Below are 19,142 nucleotides of genomic sequence, written 5' to 3'. Positions count from 1 at the left end.
TCCAACGCGTCAGGACAGGATGAACGGGGTTACGAAATGTCTCTGCGGGGCGTATCTAATCGTTGTGTATGACGGATCTGGAGAATCCTCGGAAACTTCTGATGCGTTAGTAGGACGCATAAAAAGGGCCGCCCATTTGCATGGGCAGCCCTGTTTTCAGGCACAGACGAGCATCACGCCAGGCTTTTGCTCACCACTTCGAACACGTCGCTGGAGAGGTTGCCGGAGTTGCGGATGCGCTCCAGTTCGGCCTTCATCAACGCCTGACGGGCGCTGTCGTATTTGCGCCAGCGAGTCAGCGGCGCCAGTTGCCGCGAAGCGATCTGCGGGTTGAACCCATTCAGTTCGATGACCAGATCGGCCAGGAAGCGGTAGCCGGAGCCGTCCGCTGCATGGAAGTTGATCAGGTTCTGCCCGGCGAAGGCGCCGATCAGGGCACGGACCTTGTTCGGGTTCTTCAAGGTGAAGGCCGGGTGCTGCATCAGCGCCTTGACCCGCTCCAGGCCACCCGGCAACGGGCTGCCGGCCTGGACGCTGAACCACTGGTCCATGACCAGGGCGTTGGTCTTGAAGTTCTCGGCAAACACCGCCAGAGCCTTGGCCTTTTCTTCGGCAAACGGCGAGTTGACCAATACCGCCAGAGCGGTCAGGCGCTCGGTCATGTTGTCCGCAGTGTCGAACTGGTCGATACAGGCCGTCAGCACTTCCTGCTTCTCGGTAAGCATCAGGTACGACAGGGCGATGTTCTGCAGGGCGCGACGGGCGAAGTGCTCGGCCTCAGCGACATACGCGGTGCTGCGCGACAGCCCGCGGTTGGCCTGGTAGCGGGCCCACAGCGTGTCGAACAGAGTGTCGGCCAGTTGCTTGCGGGCAAACTCGCGAGCGGCGTGGATAGCATCGACGTCGGCCACTTCGCTGATTTCGGTCAGATAAGCCTCGCCCGGCAGGGAAAGCATCTCCGCGACCATGGCCTGATCCAGGGAATGATCGCCCAGCACTGTGGCCAGGGCCGTGACCAGGCGTTGATCCATTTGCAGGGGCTGGCCTTGCTGGTACTGGCCGATCAGTTCCTGAAGGACCTGCACCGACAGTTGCTGGCCGGCATCCCAACGGTTGAAGCCGTCGCTGTCGTGCTGCATGAGGAACATCAACTGGTCGCGATCGTAGGGGAAGCTCAGCTTCACCGGTGCCGAGAAACCGCGCAGCAGCGATGGCAGCGGCCTGGCCGGGATATCGACGAAGGTGAAGGTCTGCTCGCCCTCGGTCACAGACAGTACACGGCTGGTGCCGGACGCTGCGGCTTCACCTTGCAGGCGCAGAGGTATTTCCTGGCCTTGCGGGTCGAGCAGGCCCAGCTCGACCGGCACGACAAAGGGCTTCTTGCTTTCGGCAGGCTGGCCCGGCGTGGTCGGGTAGCCCTGGCGGAAGGTCAGGCTGTAGGTTTTGGCTGCAGCGTCGTAGGACTCGCTCACCGCCAGACGTGGCGTGCCGGCCTGGCTGTACCAGCGCTTGAACTGGGTCAGGTCGACGCCGTTGGCGTCTTCCATGGCCTTGATGAAATCGTCACAGGTCACGGCCTGGCCGTCGTGACGCTGGAAATACAGGTCGCTGCCCTTGCGGAAGCCTTCGCCGCCCAACAGGGTACGGATCATGCCGACGACTTCCGAGCCCTTTTCGTACACGGTCAGGGTGTAGAAGTTGGAGATCTCGATAAAGCTGTCCGGGCGCACGGCGTGGGCCATGGGGCCCGCGTCTTCGGCGAACTGATGGGTGCGCAGGTAGGCGACGTCCTGGATGCGCTTGACCGTAGCCGAGTTCATGTCCGCCGAGAAACCGGCATCGCGGTACACGGTGAAGCCTTCCTTGAGCGAAAGCTGGAACCAGTCGCGGCAGGTCACGCGGTTGCCCGACCAGTTGTGGAAGTATTCGTGGGCGACGATGGCCTCAACCCGCTGGTGCGCGGCGTCGGTGGCGGTTTCGGCCCGGGCCAGTACGGCGCTGGAGTTGAAGATATTGAGGCCCTTGTTCTCCATGGCGCCCATGTTGAAGTCGTTGACGGCCACGATCATGAAAATATCCAGGTCGTATTCACGGCCATAGGTTTCTTCGTCCCAGCGCATGGACTTCTTTAGGCTGTCCATCGCGTGCTGGCACTTGTCGATATTTTCCGGCTCGACGTAGATACGCAGGGTGACGTTGCGCTGGCTCATGGTGGTGAAGGTGTCCTCCACACACCACAGGTCACCAGCCACCAGGGCGAACAGGTAGGCCGGCTTCATGAATGGGTCCTGCCAGGTTGCCCAGTGCCGGCCTTCGTCGCCGGGGCCGCTGGCAATCGGGTTGCCGTTGGACAGCAGCACCGGGAAGTTGTGCTTGTCGGCACTGACCGTGGTGGTGAACTTGCTCATCACGTCCGGGCGGTCGAGGTAATAGGTGATCTTGCGGAAACCCTCGGCCTCACACTGGGTGCAGAACATGCCGCTGGACTTGTACAAGCCTTCCAGAGCGGTGTTGGTTTCCGGGTGGATGCGCACCGTGCTGTCGATGACGAAACGCACGGTCTTGGGCTGAATGGTCAGGTGATCCGGGGTCAACTGGTAGTCAGCCGACGTCAGCTCGACATCGTCCAGGCGCACGCACAGCAGCTCCAGTTGCTGGCCGTCCAGCACCAGCGGCGGCAGGCCACCACCACGGGCCGGGTTGCGGCGCATGATCAGTTGCGTGTGCACCAGCGAGTGGTCGTCGAACAACTCGAAAGTCAGGTGCGTCTCATCGATGAGGTACTCGGGCGCCTGATAATCCTTCAGGTAGATCATTTTCGGCTGTTCGGTGCGCATGAGGCGTTCCTTCTACTGATGCACGGCCAGTTGATAGGCCGTGTACTTACGAATATTGATGACCCCGGTATCGAAGATCAGGTACTGGCCCTTGATGCCCAGCAGCGTGCCTTCGGCGATTGGGTTCTTGTCCAGGTTGAAGCTGACGATCTTGGTCGGATAGGCCTCGACCGGGTAACGAATCTCCACCGGCTCGGCGTCATGCAGCAATTGGATGGCTTGCAGACCGAATCGTTCTTGCAGACCGGCCAGACCTTCGGCGCAGCTGTCGAACAGTTGCTCACGGATGGCGACCAGGTCCACCGGCTCGGCGTCGCCCTTGAGCAGCGCGCGCCAGTTGGTGCGATCGGCCACCTGGGTGCGCAGCAGGTCTTCGACGAAGCCGGACTGCTGGCGGGTAGCCACGCGCAGGATCGGCAACGCCTGGCTGGCGCCCTGGTCGAGCCAGCGGGTCGGCAACTGGGTCGAACGGGTGATACCGACTTTGACGCCTGACGAATTGGCCAGATAGACGATGTGATCGGTCATGCAGAACTGCTCGCCCCACGCCGGGTCGCGGCAGGTGCCCGCAGCGTGATGGCACTTTTCCGGGCTCATGATGCAGATGTCGCACTGCGCCAGTTTCTGCATGCACGGGAAGCAATAGCCCTGGCTATAGCTGGATTTGGTCTTGCGCCCGCAATGGCTGCAATGGATGGCGCCGAGGTATTCCAGGCGGACCTGCTGGCCGATCAACGGGTTGACCGCAAACTCGCTGTCACCCAGGCGAAAACCGTACTGCACCAGCGGCGTCTCAAGACGCGCTGACATTTTGTTGACTGCACCGCGGCCAATCTCGATCAATGGATGGCATCCGACTTGAACAGGATATTCGGCACGGTAATGGACTTCGATGCACACTCCTGGGCGCCCATGTAGCCGGTACGCTGGTCTTCCGGCAGGTTGTGCATTTCCCAGGCGATCATGGCCTGCATGGACAGCTCGCGCTGTTCCTGGCTCAGCTTGCGGCCATCGGACCATTTACCGATCTCGATCGCCAGCTTGAGGCTCTCGTAGATGTCCGGGGTGATGTTTTCAATCATTTCGATAAAAGAGGACATAAGGCTCTCCAAAAAATATGGGCGGCAGTTTAGCGCTTAAAGCGGGCAATTACCCCGCCGAGCAGACCCGTAACACAACCGATGATCAGGCCGCCGACATGGGCGCCGTTGGCGATCTCGCCGAACCCTATGGCACTGACCAGCCCCGACATGCACAGGCCCAGCCACACCAGCATCATCACCAACACGCCACGGGGCATGCGATAGACCGGATTGGGCGCTAGCATCTGGTAGATCCAGCAATGTCCGAGCAACGCGTAAAGCACGCCGGACAGGCCACCAAACAGGTTGGGACCGCTCCAGGCGTATTGCACATAGTTGGACACAGCACTGAATACCAGGGTCAGGCCCAACAGATGCCAGGCGCCCTGGCGCAGCTCGATGCGCCGCCCCAGCTCCCAGAACCACAGGGCATTCATCGCCAGATGGAGGATGCCGAAATGGATCAGCATCGGCGTGACGATACGCCACCACTGCCCTGCCGCCAGGCTGTCGGCCAGAGGCACAAAATAGGCCTGGTCGCCCATGACGTGGAAGTCCATGAAGGTCAGCCAGCGTATCGCCTGCAGATTGTCACCGAGCAGGGTCACGCCGCCGACGATCAGGCACAGCAGCAACACGAAGGAGGTCATCGGGCTATTGCGTATCTGCTGAATGAAACTTGCGTGCCGGGTCAACAGCGGGGCCTTGCTGCCCTGAGGCAGTTCGGCCTGGGGATCGCCCTGGGGATAACGTTCATACAGGGTACGTACGTCGTCTACCAGCGAAGGCGCGTCGGGCACCCAGAGCACTTGCTCGCCGCCCTCTTCGCTGACGCGATGGGGCACATTCAAACGGTGCAACAGACTGACGAAGCCACTCAGATCAGTGGTCAATGGCAGGCGAAAGACAGCAACAGGGTTCATCAAACCGCCTCGGGACGTTGCACATCGACCCAGACAAACTTGCCCGGGTCGATAGAGGTTTCCTGATCCAGCCGGTAGGCGACCAGTTTGCCGTAGAGCACGGCGCTGTAATCCAGGCAGGCCAGGTTGGGCCGGATCGGCGCGGGAATTCCACTGCGCCAATAATGGCCGACGAACAACAGCGGTTCGTCCATGCCATAGCGCAGCAAGGCGTTTTTCTCGGTGCTGGAAAGCGGCGTCTTGGCCACGCCTTCGGGCAAAGCGTCCGGTTGGAACACCACGTCGCCGTAGGTCTGCGGGTCGTCTTCCCAGAATTTGGTACGGAAAAAGGCGCGGGTCAGGCCGTCGCCACCGGTCAGGGTCATACCGTGGGGCAGGCGCATGTCGGTGCCGCGCAGCAGGCGGTCGAACACCGCACTGGCAAAACTGCCCGCCTCGGCCGAGGCCTGGACGAAATGCTTGTCGATGCAGCCGTTGCCATGCAACCCGCGCAACGGTTCGATCAGGTTGGCGTCCCAGCAGGCGTGGACCACGCGGAAGCGCTCGGCGTCGATATACAACGGCAGCTCGTAGAACCAGTTGATGAAGTCCAGCCACTCGTCAGGGTAAGGCTCGAACTGCGCCAGGGTCTCGCCCAACAGGCGGGCGTGACGCGGCGTATGCTCACGCACGAACTGTTTGCCGGTCTCGGGGAGCGCCGGGGTCATCCAGCCCAGGGCGTTGAATTCATGGTTGCCCATGATGCAATACGCCTGGCCGGCCTCGACCATATTGCGAACGATATGCAGCGCTTCACGGATGCGCGGGCCGCGGTCGATGATGTCACCGACGAACACCGCCATGCGCGAAGCATGCCGCCAGACTCCGTTCTGGAGCCGATAGCCCATGTCCGCGAGCAATTGCTCAAGGGTATGGGCACAACCATGCACGTCACCAATCAAGTCGTAGCTTCGCGCCGGATCAAGCATCAGTCGCCTCCACCACCAAGTCGGCTGCCCCAGCCAAGCTTGGTGCGACAGACTTCGTAATAGTTGTGATCGAGAGGATGGATCAACCGCAGTTTCTGCGGCTTCTTGCTCACCGTGACCGTATCGCCCGGTGCGCAGGTAAAGTGGTTCTGGCCGTCACAGGACACCTGTGGATAAATCGTCATGTCCTTGGACACCACAATCTTCAGCTCACTGTTGCCGTCGACCACAATCGGCCGCCCGGACAGGGTATGGGGGTACATCGGCACAATCACAATGGCATCGAGCTTGGGATGCATGATCGGCCCGCCCGCCGACAGCGCGTAGGCGGTGGAACCGGTAGGGGTCGCGACGATCAGGCCGTCGGCCTTCTGGCTGCAGACGAACTGGCCGTCGATATAGATCTCGAACTCGATCATCCGCGTCGACTTGCCGGGGTGCAGCACCACGTCATTGAGGGCGTCGCCCTGACCAATGGCCTCGCCGTGACGGCGTACTTCGGCCTGGAGCAGGAAGCGGTTCTCCACCAGATAGTGGCCGTCCAGCACCTCGCCGCACTTGAGCTCGAGCTCATCGGGGCGAATGTCGGTGAGGAAACCCAGGCTGCCACGGTTGATCCCCAGCACCGGCACATTGTGCTTGGCCAGGGCCCGCGCCGCGCCCAGCAGGCTGCCATCGCCGCCGACGACGATGACCAGGTCGCAGACTTCACCGAGCATCTTGCGCGAAGAGACCTGCAGGCCGTGGCCGGGCAGCACTTCGGCGATGGTCTCTTCAAGGATCACATGCAGGTGCCGTTCGAGCAGGAACCTCTTGAGTCGGCGAACCGTATCGAGCACCTGGACACTGCCCAGGCGGCCGATAATGCCGATATTGCGAAATTGCTCCATGGGGCTCCTGCGGATATTCGATGAGGCTAAAGAAATCGATTATGGGCGAAAGCCCGACCCAGCGGCAAACCGGGAATGAGGGAACGCCAGCACGCAGTTACGATTGAGACGCATAACCATCTGAACTCTTGAGTACCTCGGCTTATTCGACTTGAGTAACAAAACATTAGAATGAAGTAACAGTTTATTTAATTACATTATAAAGCCATATATGTAGGAGTTTTCCGAAATCAATGTAAGGCTGATCTTTAATTCAGCAGCACCTATAGATTTCCACTCAGCAATAAATCAATGTCGCCCTCGCAACGCGCAGTTAATTACCACACTCGAACTATTTCAATAATCGTTAAAGCCTTCGCGATAGGCCGTCTATTGAGCGCGTCGAACAAGGGGCTGGCTCTCACTAACTACTAATAATTTGAGTTGGGCCACCTGTGAAAAAACACTGTTAGCCGTTTGATAAAAGCCTTACTTGCCTTAATCAGCATGCTCTTGCACCTGGATGACTGCCATGTCCACGCCTTCACGCATCTTCTTCGACCACACCCGCCACACACTCCGCGTCAAAGGCCTCGACGCCACCCTCGACGTCCTCGCCTTCTCAGGCACGGAGCAACTGAGCGAACCCTACAAATATGTAGTGGAATTTACCTGCCCCGAGCAGGACATCGCCGTGGACCGCATCCTCGGCAAACGCGCCGATTTCACTCTGCACCGGATGCCTGCCACGTTTACGAAAAAACGGCTTAGCTCGTCCGACATCGTTCCCGAAGGGCCCCTGCGCACCCTGCACGGCATGATCACGGACTTCAAACGCCTGTCCAGTTCCCGCGACGAAGCCCGCTATGAAGTCACCGTGCAGCCACGCCTGGCCCTGCTCGGCAAGGGCAAACAGTTTCGCATCTACCAACAGCAGTCCGTGCCGCAGATCGTTGAAAGTGTCCTGCGCAGCCGCCACGACTTCGAGGGCCAGGACTTTCTCTTCAGTCTGGTGCGCGACTACCCCCAGCGTGAACAGGTCATGCAATACAACGAAAGCGACCTGGCGTTCATTTCGCGCCTGCTGGCCGAGGTCGGCATCTGGTATCGCCTCACCCGTGACGCGCGCCTGAAGATCGACGTGGTGGAGTTCCACGACGACCAGCGTCACTACATCAGGCCGCGTATCGATTGCCCAACCTGCCGCCTTCGGGCCTCAGCGACAGCGATCAGGACAGCGTCTGGGCCCTGCAGACCCAGCATCAGGTCGTCGAAAAAGCCATCAACTTTCGCGCCTACCATCACCGCGATGCCCGTGCCTGGCTTGATGGCGAAGTGGACCAGACCCGTGGCGATCCCACCACCTACGGTGAGGCCTACCAATACGGCGAACCCTACAGCGTACTCGGCGACAAACTGGCCAAGGACGAAGACCTGCAAAGTGAAAGCGGCTTCTTCTACGCGCGCCTGCGTCACGAACGCTACCTCAACGACCAGACCCGCCTCAGCGGTATCAGCAGCCTGGCGACCCTGGCCCCGGCGCAGATCCTCAAGATCACCGACAACGCCCTCGACGCCTTCAAGCCCGGCGCAGTGATTACCCAGGTAACACTCACCGCCGCCCGCGACCGCAGCCTGGAAGTGACCTTCCAGGCCATGCCCTATGCGGAAGACATCTGCTTTCGCCCACCGCTGCTGCCCAAACCCCAAATCGCCGGCACTGTCCCTGCGCGAGTCGCCAGCACCCGCGCCAACGACCCCTACGGCCATATCGACATGGAAGGCCGCTACAAGGTCAACTTCCTGTTCGACCGCGACACCTGGAAACCCGGCTGGGAAAGTATGTGGCTGCGCCTGGCCCGGCCCTACGCCGGTGACACCCACGGCCTGCACCTGCCGCTGATCTGCGGCACCGAAGTGGCGGTGGCCTTCGAACAAGGCGATATCGACCGCCCCTACATCGCCCACGCCCTGCATGACAACAAACACCCCGACCACGTCACCCTGGGCAAACGCGACTACACCCGCAACGTCCTGCGCACGCCGGCCAACAACAAACTGCGCATGGAAGATCGGCGCGGTGAAGAGCACGTCAAGCTCAGCACCGAGTACAGCGGCAAGAGCCAGCTCAATCTCGGGCATCTGGTCGATGCCGAGAAGAAAAAGCGCGGCGAAGGGTTTGAGCTGCGCAGCGATGGCTGGGGCGCGATTCGTGGTGGCAAGGGTGTGTTTATCAGTGCGGATAAGCAGGCCAAGGCCCAGGGGCGGCAACTCGATATGGCCGCCGCTATCGTGCAACTGGAAAGCGCTCTATCCCTGGCTCGCTCGCTGGCCACTGCCGCCAACAAGGTTCAGGCCACGGCTAGCGACACCGCCAGTCAGGAGCAGTTGGTTGAAGCTTTGAGTGACTTGGCCAAATCGGGCGTGCTGGTGCATGCCCCGGCCGGAATCGGGCTGCTCAGCCCTGAAACTGTCTGCATCGCCTCTGGCGGCGAAAGTGTCGGCGTCATGGCCGCGCATAACACCGATATCAGCGCCGGGCGCGATATCACCGCAACCGCAGACGGTGCTGTCAGCGTGGTCGCTGACAAGGGAGATATGCAACTCAAGGCTGCCCAAGGCAAGGTCGAATTACACGCTCTGGGTAACAGCCTGCACGCGCTGGCGAAAACCGATATCAAGATTGAAAGCGTGGCAGGGCGCGTTGAAATCAGCGCGCCTGAGGAGTTGGTGCTCAATTGCGGCGGCGCTTATATCCGCTTGAAGGGCGGCGAGATCGAGATAGGCGCGCCGGGCAATGTTTATCTCAAGGGCGCCAATGTACAAAAACTGGATGGGGCGAGTCTTGATACGCCGGTTACGCCGATACCGGGAGGGTATTCCGCTGGATACACATTGAGCGATGACACTCGCGCAGCGATGCCATTCACCCGTTATCGGGCCACGACCCAACAAGGGGAGGTATTCAAGGGCGTGACTGACAAGAATGGTCAGACGATGAATATTCATACCTTGTTACCAGGGGGCTTGAAGGTCGAATTTCCGGATAAAACACTCGAATCCGGTCCGGGATGCTGGGTGACTATTGAGCACGATTATCACGGTCTGAAAAACACAGCCATCATGGCCCTTAATCGTCTGACATCCATGGCTGACGAGGGACGGCTTTTTGGTTCGGAAGGCAAGGATTACCAGAACACTAAACGTGACAAGGTCCAGCAATGGAAGCCCTTGCCGGAGGATGCGGAAGAGGCTGTAAAAGCTCAATCGGTTATTCATAAGTACGGTGTAATCAGACGGTTAACTCAAACCTATCTTGAAGGTAGTGATGCTTGGGCTATTAAAGGTAGCGCTTGGTATTGGCAGCCTGTTACCACCGATATCGTCTATGAGAAAAAGGATGATGATAAATGAAAATAAGATCGATTTTTTGGTTTTGGGGGATGATGGACTTTATATATGTCGTTCATTTTTTCTATGTCAATATTTCCCAAGGCAGAATTCCTTTGTATGACGATATGCAGTCCTTCATGTTGTTATCACTAGAGCAAGGGGTTGCCCCGGCGATGCTGTTCGCGCTCTCGTTTGCTTTGAACGTATCGATTGTCGTTTCGATGATCCTGTTTTTCCGGGGTTCTCATTTCTCGCCCGGCCTCGTCTATATTCAGACGCCACTTCGGCTGTTACTTTCCGTGCCTTCTTTGGTATTTATCCCATGGCTGGCCGAAGCGTGTGCTTTGAGTTCGATTGGATATTTGCTCGGTCTGTTGTTGCTTTCTGAAACGATCAAGTTTTTCTCGATTTTATTTAGAAATAAAATTCCGGGCTGGCTGAATAAACATTCGCCGAATTTTTAAACACTACGCATGCCGTTATTAAGGATCGATATGGACGATACACTTCATCGTACGGATACTCTCGGTACAACCAAGGACGTCATTTGTGACGTTGCGCCGATCAAACACTGGATTGAATTTCAGTTATTGGATGAGCGGGGCGAGCCGTTGGCAAACATCCCCTACCGGGCAACCAATGAAGCCACTTGTGCCAACTACGTGCCGGAATACAAAGGGCAGAGCGATGCCCAAGGTGTGATCCGCATCGAAAATTTGCACCCGCTGGCTATCACCTTATTGCTGGCAGCCGATCCCCTCGCAGAGATACTGCAAACTCGCCGTCTACGTGCCATACGACCAGAGCCACCCCGGCCCGGGGTGGGGGAGCGCACGCCGCTGTATGGCCCGCAACCTAAACGTTTCTCTCCCATCGAAGAGCAGGCCAATGCAAAGGCTTATCTTTACCACTACCTGCGTATCGGCCAGCTCTGCGACAAATTGCCGGACTTCGACCCGCCATCGCCGGACCCGAAACAGCCCCCGGCGTTTCACTTCCCGGACCCGGACTTTAAAGGCTTCACCTTCAGTGGCGACGACCTGGATCGCCGTCACGTGCTGGAAATCTGCCCGCTTCGTGCTTGGTCGCTGGTCTTGCATCACCAGCAGGAATACAGCCTGGCCAATGCTTACAACCTGGGGTTAATGAGCATTCTGGCGTACAGCAAAGAGTCCGAGAGAGAACGTGGCTCGGCCGAAGAGTTTTTTCTCCAGCAGTGCATGGACCTGTCTCGCACGCCACGGGTATGGGACAACGGCCAAGACTGGCCATGCGTAGTCACCGATGTGCCTTTCAGTCAGCGTTATACCGAGGCGCTTATGCTGGATACGCAAAAGGCCGATCCGCCGGAAGGAGATACGCAACTATTCTATGCCATCAGTGCCGCTCAGGTGCTAGTGGGGTGGCGGGGAACCGAGATGGGCTTGCCCTTCGCTGATTTGGCGACGGACCTTACTTTCCGCCCTGTAAAACCGCAAGTACCAGCCAATTGTGAACCCAAGGTACCGTGCCCCGACCTGACCCCGCAGGGCCTTGTCCACCTGGGCTTCCGGGATGCGTATGAAGTGGCACGACGGATCTATGCCAAAGATTTGGGTGACACCATTCCTGAAGCGGTTCGGGAAAAGGAGTTGTTCATCTGTGGCCACAGTCTTGGCGGTGCCCTCGGCCTGATTCACGCGGCAGCCCTGAAAGACAAGGACCCCTTGTTATATACCTATGGCATGCCACGCACCTTTACCCTCAAGGCCATGCAGTCCCTGAGCGAGCTGTGGCATTACCGCCATGTCAATGACACCGACACCATCCCCAGCGTGCCGCCTGAGGCTGAGCTGGATAATTACCTGTACGACCTCTATGGCCCGGTGGACACGACCTTGGGTTTTACCTGGTCGCTGCTTCAACTGATCACCAGCCCGCTATTCAAGTACAACGATCCCTTCTGCCATCACGGCGAAATCGCCGCGCTCTACCGGACTGTGCAACATATGGCGGATCGAGGATCGTCCTACGCGGCGTATCAGAACAAGGACGGGCTCGGTGCGCCCTATCACAACACCATTGCCTATCGTTTGCCGAAACAGGCCAAGCTCTTTCTGGTCCCCAGCTTGAGCGAGGAAGCCAGCCAACAGGCCAAGGAAGAGCAGCAGCGTTTCCATAAGTCGTTGCGCGCGGAAAGCCGGACGCGCTTCTTCCCACCCCATACCAATGCCAAACCGGGCCGGGTGGCGGGTATCGGCAATCACTTTATGTCGGAGTACCAGCCCTATCTCCATAACCAGCTGCTGGAATCGATCCGCCCTGAGCGCGAGCCGATACTGGAGCGGCAGAAGATACGGCAAATATTCGAACAACAAATGAAGGAGTACTACGGGCGTATTCCCGAGGACGAATACGCTATTACTCGCCAGTTTCTCGACTTGCACAACCAGTTGGGCCAGGCCTTGCGCATTACCTCGCAGGCCGAGGGCGGCACCGAGGCGTTACAGCGTTTTGATGCCGTGGGCGACCCCAAGGCTTATTTCGAGAAAACCTACGGTTAAGCCGGTAAGTGCATAAAGGACAAAATCATGACCCATAGAATGCCCGTTGTTTTATTCGCCCTGTTCGCCAGTCTGAGCGGATGCGCCAAGGACCGCAGCCTCTCACCGCCGGCAGACAGCGAGCAGATGACGGTGACCGTGAAAGTCCCCAAGGAACTTGAACCGGAAACAGTGGAGGCAATGTATCGCTCGCCGATTTGCAAATACATCGCGCACGGCGCCAGCGGTCAACGTATCGAACTGGAGGGCTACCATCCCGTTAATGTACAACTACAACGTGAAGGGCACAGCGATCTCTACTCGGCTAAGTTGCCGATGGAAGGCGGCGGCGCCTGCCAGTGGCATCTGAGCAATATCATGTTTGGTGTCGCTTACGCGAATCCCGAACGCTTTGGCGAGAACGTCACCTATGGTGCGGGGGGCGGTGTGGTAGTCAAGTTTGATCAAAATCGGGCATCGAGGAGCTCAGGCTTTCCGATAGAAGTTGATGGAGATTTGACTATAAAGAAAGATTATTATCCTTGGGTTGATGAAGAGTTTTTGGGGGTATACAAAAAAACTGTAAGCTTAGCGGGCGAGGGCAATATTTACCTGTTCTATGAGGCATTGCAAGCACGGAAAATTTATTTCGAGCCTATACTTCACTCCGACTTCGTTCTTTATTCCGCAGGGCCTAAAGTCAAGAAAAAAGGCAACTATACCCGTTTCACTTACCCGGATGGCAGCATCTTCGCAGATGGCCGCTGGCACCCGAACTTTCGAAAGTTACAAGCCATCCGCCTGAGCGTCGAAGGTAAACAATGAAACTGGTTTTTTTCGTGGCATTGGCCCTGTTCGCCAGGAGGGTGTGCTGGCTGACAAGCGCGCCCGTATTCGCTGGCTGGGCGCCCATCCGCTACGGATTGCCTACGTGCTGTTTCTTGTTCTTGCTCTGGTCTCGTCCATCGGCCTGCTGCTGTCCTTCAACGGCAACCGTGCGCTTATCCTCCAAGAGCAAAACACCCTGACCGCCCTGCAACAGGCACAAACCCCACACGAGCAAATCCTGGCCCTCCATAACCTGGCCCACGAAGTCGCCCGCCTGGACTACCGCGCGCAAAACGGCACGCCGTGGCACCTGCGTTTCGGCCTGAGTAAAAACGATATCCTCCTCGACGCCCTGTGGCCGCGTTATGTCGAGGCTAATTCCCGGCTGATTCGCGACCCCATGGTCGCCCATCTGCAAGGCCAGCTGCGTGAGTTGGTCGCGCTTAAACCCGGCAGTCCGGAGCGGGCCGAGGCGGCGCGGCATGCCTATGAGCCGTTGAAGGCCTATCTGATGATGGCGCAGCCGCACAAGGCCGACAGCGCCTTTCTGGTAAAAGCCATGAGCAACAGCGCCCCCGTACGGGATGGACTAAAACCCAACCTCTGGCAGTTCTACGTCGAACAATTACCTGCCCATCCGGACTGGCGCATCGACGCCGATCCCGTGCTGATCGCCAAGGTCCGGCAGATCCTTCTCGGCCAGTTGGGTCAGCGCAATGCCGAGGCTACCTTGTACCAGCAGGTGCTCGACCGCAGCGCCAATCAATTCCCTGACCTGAACCTGCGGCAGATGGTTGGCGACACCGAGGCCTGGACGCTGTTTTCCACCACGGCCAGTGTGCCGGGCGTATTTACCCGTCAGGCCTGGGAAGGCCAGGTGCGTCGATCCATCGATGAGATTGCCGAAGCGCGGCGTGAGGAAATCGACTGGGTGCTCAGCGATACGCCCGGCGAGTTGGCGGTGGAGTTGACCCCGGCGATGCTCAAGCAGCGTCTGACTGAGCGCTATTTTCAGGACTACAGCGGCGTCTGGCTGGATTTTCTCAATAGCCTGCGTTGGCACCGGACCGATAGCCTCGGTGAAGTCATCGACCAACTGACGATGATGAGCGATGTGCGTCAGTCGCCGTTGATTGCCTTGGTCAATGCCCTGGCGTATCAGGGCCGCGCCGGGGCTCGCAGCCAGGCCTTGACCGACTCCCTGATGCAGTCGGCGCAACAACTCATCGCCAAGAACAAGCTTCCGGCCATCGATCAACTGGCCCAGAGCCCGAGCGGCCCGCTGGACGCCACCTTCGGCCCCTTGCTGGCCCTGCTGGGCACCGATCCGGACAGCAAAGGCAACGACAGCCTGAGCCTGCAAGCCTTCCTCACCCAAGTGACACGGGTCCGCCTGAAGCTGCAACAGATCAGCCAGGCAACCGATCCCCAGGCCGTCAGCCAGGCCCTGGCGCAGAACGTGTTTCAGGGCAATAGCGTCGAGCTGACCGACACCCAGGCCTACGCCAACCTGATCGCCGCCAGCCTCGGCGCCGAGTGGGGCAGCATCGGCCAGACCCTGTTCGTGCAGCCCCTGGACCAGGCCTGGCAGCACGTGCTGCAACCTTCGGCCCGGGCGCTGAATCAGCAATGGCAGCGGGCAATTGTCGATCACTGGAACAACGCTTTCGCCAGTCGCTATCCCTTCGCCGCGACCAATAGCGATGCCTCGCTGCCCATGCTCGGGCAACTGATCCGCGCCGACTCCGGGCGTATCGAGCAGTTTCTGCAACAGCAGTTGAGCGGCGTGGTGCGCAAGGAGGGCAATCGCTGGGTCGCCGATCCGCGCCACAGTCAGGGCCTGCGAGCGCCTGTACGGCGACTTCGCCGGCACCTGGGGCCTGATCCGTCTGCTGGAAAAAGCTCAGGTGACCACACTGGACGACGGCGACAGCCGCTACCGCGTGGAAATCACCGCCCCCGACGGCCTCAACCTGACCTGGCATCTGCGCACTGAGCTGGGTGCGGGGCCGTTGGCGTTGCTCAAGCTGCGTGGGTTCAAGTTGCCCAGGCAGATTTTTCTTGCGCAAGAAGCCAAGGCACAGCCCTATGCGAAGAATGGGGATTACCCATGAGCCATCGCATTGAACCTGACAGCCGCAGTCCGAAGGCTTTCCACACCCCGCCTCCCGATACCCGCTATTCTCGACCCATGACTCTATTTCCGAACCTGATCGATCTGCCCCGTCAGTTGCGCCTGCCCGAGGTTCGCGACCTGGCTTGGGTCATCCTTGCGCCGCCGATGCTGGCGCAGACGCCGTGGCCGCAGCGCCACCCCTTGAGCGGCAGTGACTGGGTGCAGGCGCCGGAGCGGCTGGCGGACTTCCTGCGGGCTCTGGACCGCGACGCCAGCGCCCTGCTCGACTGGCTGGCCCTGGGCGCGACGCGGCGCCTGGGGGTGTATTACGAGCGGTTGTGGCAGTTTGCCGTGCAGCACGCTCCCGGTGTGGAGATGATCGCCGCCAACCTGCCGATTCGTCTGGACGGTCATACCTTGGGCGAACTGGACATGCTGCTGCGCGATGGCGAGGGCGTGCATCACGTCGAACTGGCAATCAAGCTCTATCTCGGCCCGCAGCAGGGTGACGGCCAGGACCCGGCGCAATGGCTGGGCCCCGGCTGCAATGATCGTCTGGATCGCAAGCTGGATCATCTGAGCCAGCACCAATTGCCGATTTCCGCTCGCCCGGAAAGCCGCGCCGTGCTGGCCGGGCTGGGCGTGGACACCTTCAGCGCCGAGCTGTGGCTGGGCGGCTATTTGCTGTATCCGTGGCCGAACTGTGCGCAGTCGCCAGCCGGGGTGCATGGCCAACACCTCAAGGGCCGTTGGCTGCATCAGCGCGACTGGTCGGCATTTAGCGCGCAAAGCCCCGCCGGGCGCTGGCAGCCCCTGCCCCGGCATGCCTGGCTGGCGCCCGCGCATTACCCTGAGGCCTGGAGCGATCAGCAGTTGCAGCATTGGCTGGAGCAGCTCGACCCGCTGGCCCCGGCGCAATTGCTGGTGCGCCTGGTGCCTAATGCCGACGGCAGCTGGGACGAGGCCGAGCGTCTGTTTCTGGTTGCCGATATCTGGCCCAACCTCGGCGACACCAGCACCGCTACCAGCTCAGTCGCAATGCCAGCGCCGCCAGTGTGAGCAACAGCACCGGCACGGTCAGAACGATGCCGACCCGGAAGTAATAACCCCAGCCGATATGAATGCCCTTGCGCTCCAGCACATGCAGCCACAGCAACGTCGCGAGGCTGCCGATGGGGGTAATTTTCGGCCCCAGGTCGCTGCCGATGACGTTGGCGTAGATCATCGCTTCCTGCACCGGGCCGACCGCATGGCTGGCGTCGATGGACAGCAGGCCGATCAGCACCGTGGGCAGATTGTTCATCACCGACGCCAACAACGCCGTCAGCACCCCGGTGCCCATGGCCGCGCCCCATACGCCGTGCTCGGCAAAGCGGTCGAGCAGTGTCGCCAGATAATCGGTCAGCCCGGCATTGCGCAGGCCGTAGACCACCAGGTACATGCCCAGGGAGAAAATCACAATCTGCCATGGCGCCTCGCGCAGGACCTTGCGTGTGGCAATCTTGTGACCCTTGGCCGCGATGCCCAGCAGCAACGCCGCACACACCGCCGAAATGGCGCTGATGGGAATTCCCAGGGGCTCCAGGGCAAAGCAACCAGCCAGCAGGATCACCAGCACCCACCAACCGGCGATGAAGGTCGGTCGATCCTTGATTGCCGATGAGGGCTCATCCAACTGCTGCGGATCGTAGCTGGCCGGAATATCCCGGCGATAAAACCACATCAGGATGCCCAGGCTCGCCGCCACGCTGACCAGGTTCACCGGCACCATCACGGCGGCATAGCGATTGAAGCCGATCTTGAAGTAGTCGGCGCTGACGATATTGACCAGGTTCGACACCACCAGTGGCAGGCTCGCCGTATCGACAATAAACCCGGCGGCCATGACGAACGCCAGGGTCGTCGCCTTGGAAAAGCGCAGGGCCAGCAGCATGGCGATGACGATAGGCGTGAGGATCAGCACCGCGCCGTCATTGGCGAACAGTGCCGCCACCAGCGCGCCGAGCAGGACGATAAAGGCAAACAACCGCCGCCCACCGCCTTTCCCCCAGCGCGCCACATGCAGGGCGGCCCAGGCGAAAAACCCGGCCTCGTCCAGCAGCAGGCTGATGATGATCAGGGCGATAAAGGTGCCCGTGGCGTTCCAAATGATATGCCACACCAGCGGGATATCACTGAGGTGCACAACGCCACTGAGCAATGCCAGTACCGCGCCGAACACCGCGCTCCAGCCCACGCCCAGCCCCTTGGGCTGCCAGATCACCAGGATGATGGTCAGCAGGAAAATCAGCGTCGCGGTAATGATCATTTATGGGTTCTCGGAAGGAAGATCGCCAGAATCCCGAGCAACGGCAGGAACGAGCAGAGTGTGTAGACGAAGTTGATGCCATGGCTGTCGGCCAGATAACCCAGCAGCGCCGCGCCGATGCCGCCGAAGCCGAACATCAGACCGAAGAAAATCCCGGCGATCATGCCGACATTCCCCGGCATCAGTTCCTGAGCGAAGACCACGATGGCGGAAAACGCCGAAGCCAGGATAAAGCCGATGATCACACTGAGGACGCTGGTCCAGAACAGATCGGCGTAGGGCATGGCCAGAGTGAAAGGCGCCGCGCCGAGAATCGAGAACCAGATCACTGCTTTGCGCCCGATCTTGTCGCCAATCGGCCCGCCAAAGAAGGTGCCGGCGGCCACGGCGCCGAGGAACAGGAACAGATGCAGCTGCGAAGACGCCACCGACAGATCGAACTTTTCGATCAGGTAAAAGGTGAAATAACTGGTGATGCTGGTCATGTAGAAGAACTTGGAGAACACCAGGAACGCCAGGATGCCCAGGGAAGCCCAAACCCGCGTCTTCGACAGCCCGTGGGTAGCCGCTTGCCCGGCCTTGAGCTTGAACAGCGCAAGATGGCTGCGATACCAGCGGCTGATGACATACAGCAGGCCCAGGGAGAACAGCGCAATGAGGCCAAACCAGGCCACATGATCCTGACCGAACGGAATGATGATCGCCGCCGCCAACAAGGGCCCGAGGGCCGAGCCGCTGTTACCGCCAACCTGGAAGGTCGATTGCGCCAGACCAAAACGTCCGCCCGAGGCCAGCCGGGCGATACGCGATGCTTCCGGGTGGAAAGTCGAGGAACCGATACCGATCAGCGCCGCCGCCAGCAGGATCATCGGGAAGCTGCCGACCATGGACATCATCATGATGCCGATCAGGGTGCAGATCGAACCCACCGGCAGCACCAGCGGATTGGGATGGCGGTCGGTGTAGTAACCGACCCAGGGTTGCAGCACCGAGGCGGTGATCTGAAAGGTCAGGGTAATCAGGCCGATCTGGGTGAAACTCAGGTCGTAATTGGCCTTGAGCATCGGGTAGATAGACGGCAATACCGACTGGATAAGGTCATTGACCAGGTGTGCCAGGGCAACGGCACCAATGATGCGCAGCACTAACGGGCTGCTTTGCGGAGTCGTCGCGGCCGGGCTCGCCCCGGCTGTTGTACTGCTGAGCGCCATGGAAATTCATCCGTCGAGCAAGGGTAGGACCTTGGCGGATGACTCAGGCAGTAGCATCGGCACAAGGCCCGCCAATGTGCCATTT

The 19,142-nt window shown here is 59.7% G+C and carries 12 protein-coding genes and 2 pseudogenes; 6 read left to right on the top strand and 8 right to left on the bottom strand.

What is annotated here, in order from left to right:
• Positions 1–173: 173 nt before the first annotated feature.
• Genes pepN through AC1Z24_RS08495 form a run of 6 tightly spaced genes read right to left on the bottom strand, consistent with a single transcriptional unit; the run spans position 174 to position 6,700 of the window.
• Positions 174–2,837 carry an aminopeptidase N gene (pepN, locus tag AC1Z24_RS08520; RefSeq protein ID WP_483745275.1) on the bottom strand — a complete coding sequence of 888 codons (2,664 nt, stop codon included), beginning with the start codon at positions 2,835–2,837 and terminating at the stop codon, positions 174–176.
• A gap of 12 nt (positions 2,838–2,849) precedes the next feature.
• Complete coding sequence (locus AC1Z24_RS08515) at positions 2,850–3,680, bottom strand: DUF2797 domain-containing protein (RefSeq protein WP_483745274.1); 831 nt, start codon at positions 3,678–3,680, stop codon at positions 2,850–2,852.
• Positions 3,677–3,937, bottom strand: coding sequence for a YeaC family protein (locus tag AC1Z24_RS08510; RefSeq protein ID WP_259105742.1), 261 nt, complete (start codon positions 3,935–3,937; stop codon positions 3,677–3,679). The genes AC1Z24_RS08515 and AC1Z24_RS08510 overlap by 4 nt, the downstream gene beginning before the upstream one ends.
• A gap of 29 nt (positions 3,938–3,966) precedes the next feature.
• A complete protein-coding gene (locus AC1Z24_RS08505; RefSeq protein WP_483745273.1) occupies positions 3,967–4,842 on the bottom strand; it encodes a rhomboid family intramembrane serine protease in 876 nt (291 codons plus the stop codon).
• Positions 4,842–5,810, bottom strand: a complete 969-nt coding sequence (locus tag AC1Z24_RS08500; protein ID WP_483745272.1) for a metallophosphoesterase — start codon at positions 5,808–5,810, stop codon at positions 4,842–4,844. Before AC1Z24_RS08500 ends, AC1Z24_RS08505 begins: the two co-directional genes overlap by 1 nt.
• The gene (locus AC1Z24_RS08495; protein WP_259105746.1) at positions 5,810–6,700 is read right to left on the bottom strand and encodes an NAD(+) kinase; all 891 of its coding nucleotides are present in this window, start codon (positions 6,698–6,700) and stop codon (positions 5,810–5,812) included. Before AC1Z24_RS08495 ends, AC1Z24_RS08500 begins: the two co-directional genes overlap by 1 nt.
• Positions 6,701–7,211: 511 nt before the next feature.
• On the opposite strand from AC1Z24_RS08495, the pseudogene AC1Z24_RS08490 reads away from it, so the two are divergent.
• From AC1Z24_RS08490 to AC1Z24_RS08465, 6 genes and pseudogenes are all read left to right on the top strand, one after another.
• Positions 7,212–9,553 (top strand): annotated as a pseudogene (locus tag AC1Z24_RS08490) (type VI secretion system Vgr family protein); the annotation flags it as partial.
• 536 nt (positions 9,554–10,089) lie between these two features.
• Positions 10,090–10,536 carry a hypothetical protein gene (locus AC1Z24_RS08485; RefSeq protein WP_483745271.1) on the top strand — a complete coding sequence of 149 codons (447 nt, stop codon included), beginning with the start codon at positions 10,090–10,092 and terminating at the stop codon, positions 10,534–10,536.
• A gap of 30 nt (positions 10,537–10,566) precedes the next feature.
• Positions 10,567–12,615 (top strand): lipase family protein, encoded by a 2,049-nt coding sequence (locus AC1Z24_RS08480; RefSeq protein WP_483745270.1) that lies wholly within the window; start codon positions 10,567–10,569, stop codon positions 12,613–12,615.
• A 27-nt stretch (positions 12,616–12,642) separates the two neighbouring features.
• The gene (locus tag AC1Z24_RS08475) at positions 12,643–13,419 is read left to right on the top strand and encodes a hypothetical protein (RefSeq protein ID WP_483745269.1); all 777 of its coding nucleotides are present in this window, start codon (positions 12,643–12,645) and stop codon (positions 13,417–13,419) included.
• A gap of 40 nt (positions 13,420–13,459) precedes the next feature.
• Positions 13,460–15,536 (top strand): annotated as a pseudogene (locus AC1Z24_RS08470) (ImcF-related family protein); the annotation flags it as partial.
• 77 nt (positions 15,537–15,613) lie between these two features.
• A complete protein-coding gene (locus tag AC1Z24_RS08465; RefSeq protein WP_483746572.1) occupies positions 15,614–16,597 on the top strand; it encodes a DUF1853 family protein in 984 nt (327 codons plus the stop codon).
• On the opposite strand, the gene AC1Z24_RS08460 is transcribed toward AC1Z24_RS08465, so the two are convergent.
• Positions 16,560–17,843 (bottom strand): arsenic transporter, encoded by a 1,284-nt coding sequence (locus AC1Z24_RS08460; protein WP_483746571.1) that lies wholly within the window; start codon positions 17,841–17,843, stop codon positions 16,560–16,562. The two genes, AC1Z24_RS08465 and AC1Z24_RS08460, sit on opposite strands and share 38 nt — an antisense overlap.
• Positions 17,843–19,057, bottom strand: a complete 1,215-nt coding sequence (locus AC1Z24_RS08455; RefSeq protein ID WP_483745268.1) for an MFS transporter — start codon at positions 19,055–19,057, stop codon at positions 17,843–17,845. Before AC1Z24_RS08455 ends, AC1Z24_RS08460 begins: the two co-directional genes overlap by 1 nt.
• Between the last annotated feature and the right edge of the window lie 85 nt (positions 19,058–19,142).

It is taken from the genome of Pseudomonas sp. JL23, assembly GCF_056933585.1.
Note: the sequence above shows the minus strand (reverse complement) of the source record. Positions and strands in the feature narration are given on the sequence as shown.

Coding starts and splice junctions, on each gene's coding strand:
- pepN (WP_483745275.1), bottom strand. CDS start 2,837: ATGCGCACCGAACAGCCGAAAATGATCTACCTGAAGGATTATCAGGCG.
- AC1Z24_RS08510 (WP_259105742.1), bottom strand. CDS start 3,937: ATGTCCTCTTTTATCGAAATGATTGAAAACATCACCCCGGACATCTAC.
- AC1Z24_RS08505 (WP_483745273.1), bottom strand. CDS start 4,842: ATGAACCCTGTTGCTGTCTTTCGCCTGCCATTGACCACTGATCTGAGT.
- AC1Z24_RS08500 (WP_483745272.1), bottom strand. CDS start 5,810: ATGCTTGATCCGGCGCGAAGCTACGACTTGATTGGTGACGTGCATGGT.
- AC1Z24_RS08495 (WP_259105746.1), bottom strand. CDS start 6,700: ATGGAGCAATTTCGCAATATCGGCATTATCGGCCGCCTGGGCAGTGTC.
- AC1Z24_RS08485 (WP_483745271.1), top strand. CDS start 10,090: ATGAAAATAAGATCGATTTTTTGGTTTTGGGGGATGATGGACTTTATA.
- AC1Z24_RS08480 (WP_483745270.1), top strand. CDS start 10,567: ATGGACGATACACTTCATCGTACGGATACTCTCGGTACAACCAAGGAC.
- AC1Z24_RS08475 (WP_483745269.1), top strand. CDS start 12,643: ATGACCCATAGAATGCCCGTTGTTTTATTCGCCCTGTTCGCCAGTCTG.
- AC1Z24_RS08465 (WP_483746572.1), top strand. CDS start 15,614: ATGACTCTATTTCCGAACCTGATCGATCTGCCCCGTCAGTTGCGCCTG.
- AC1Z24_RS08455 (WP_483745268.1), bottom strand. CDS start 19,057: ATGGCGCTCAGCAGTACAACAGCCGGGGCGAGCCCGGCCGCGACGACT.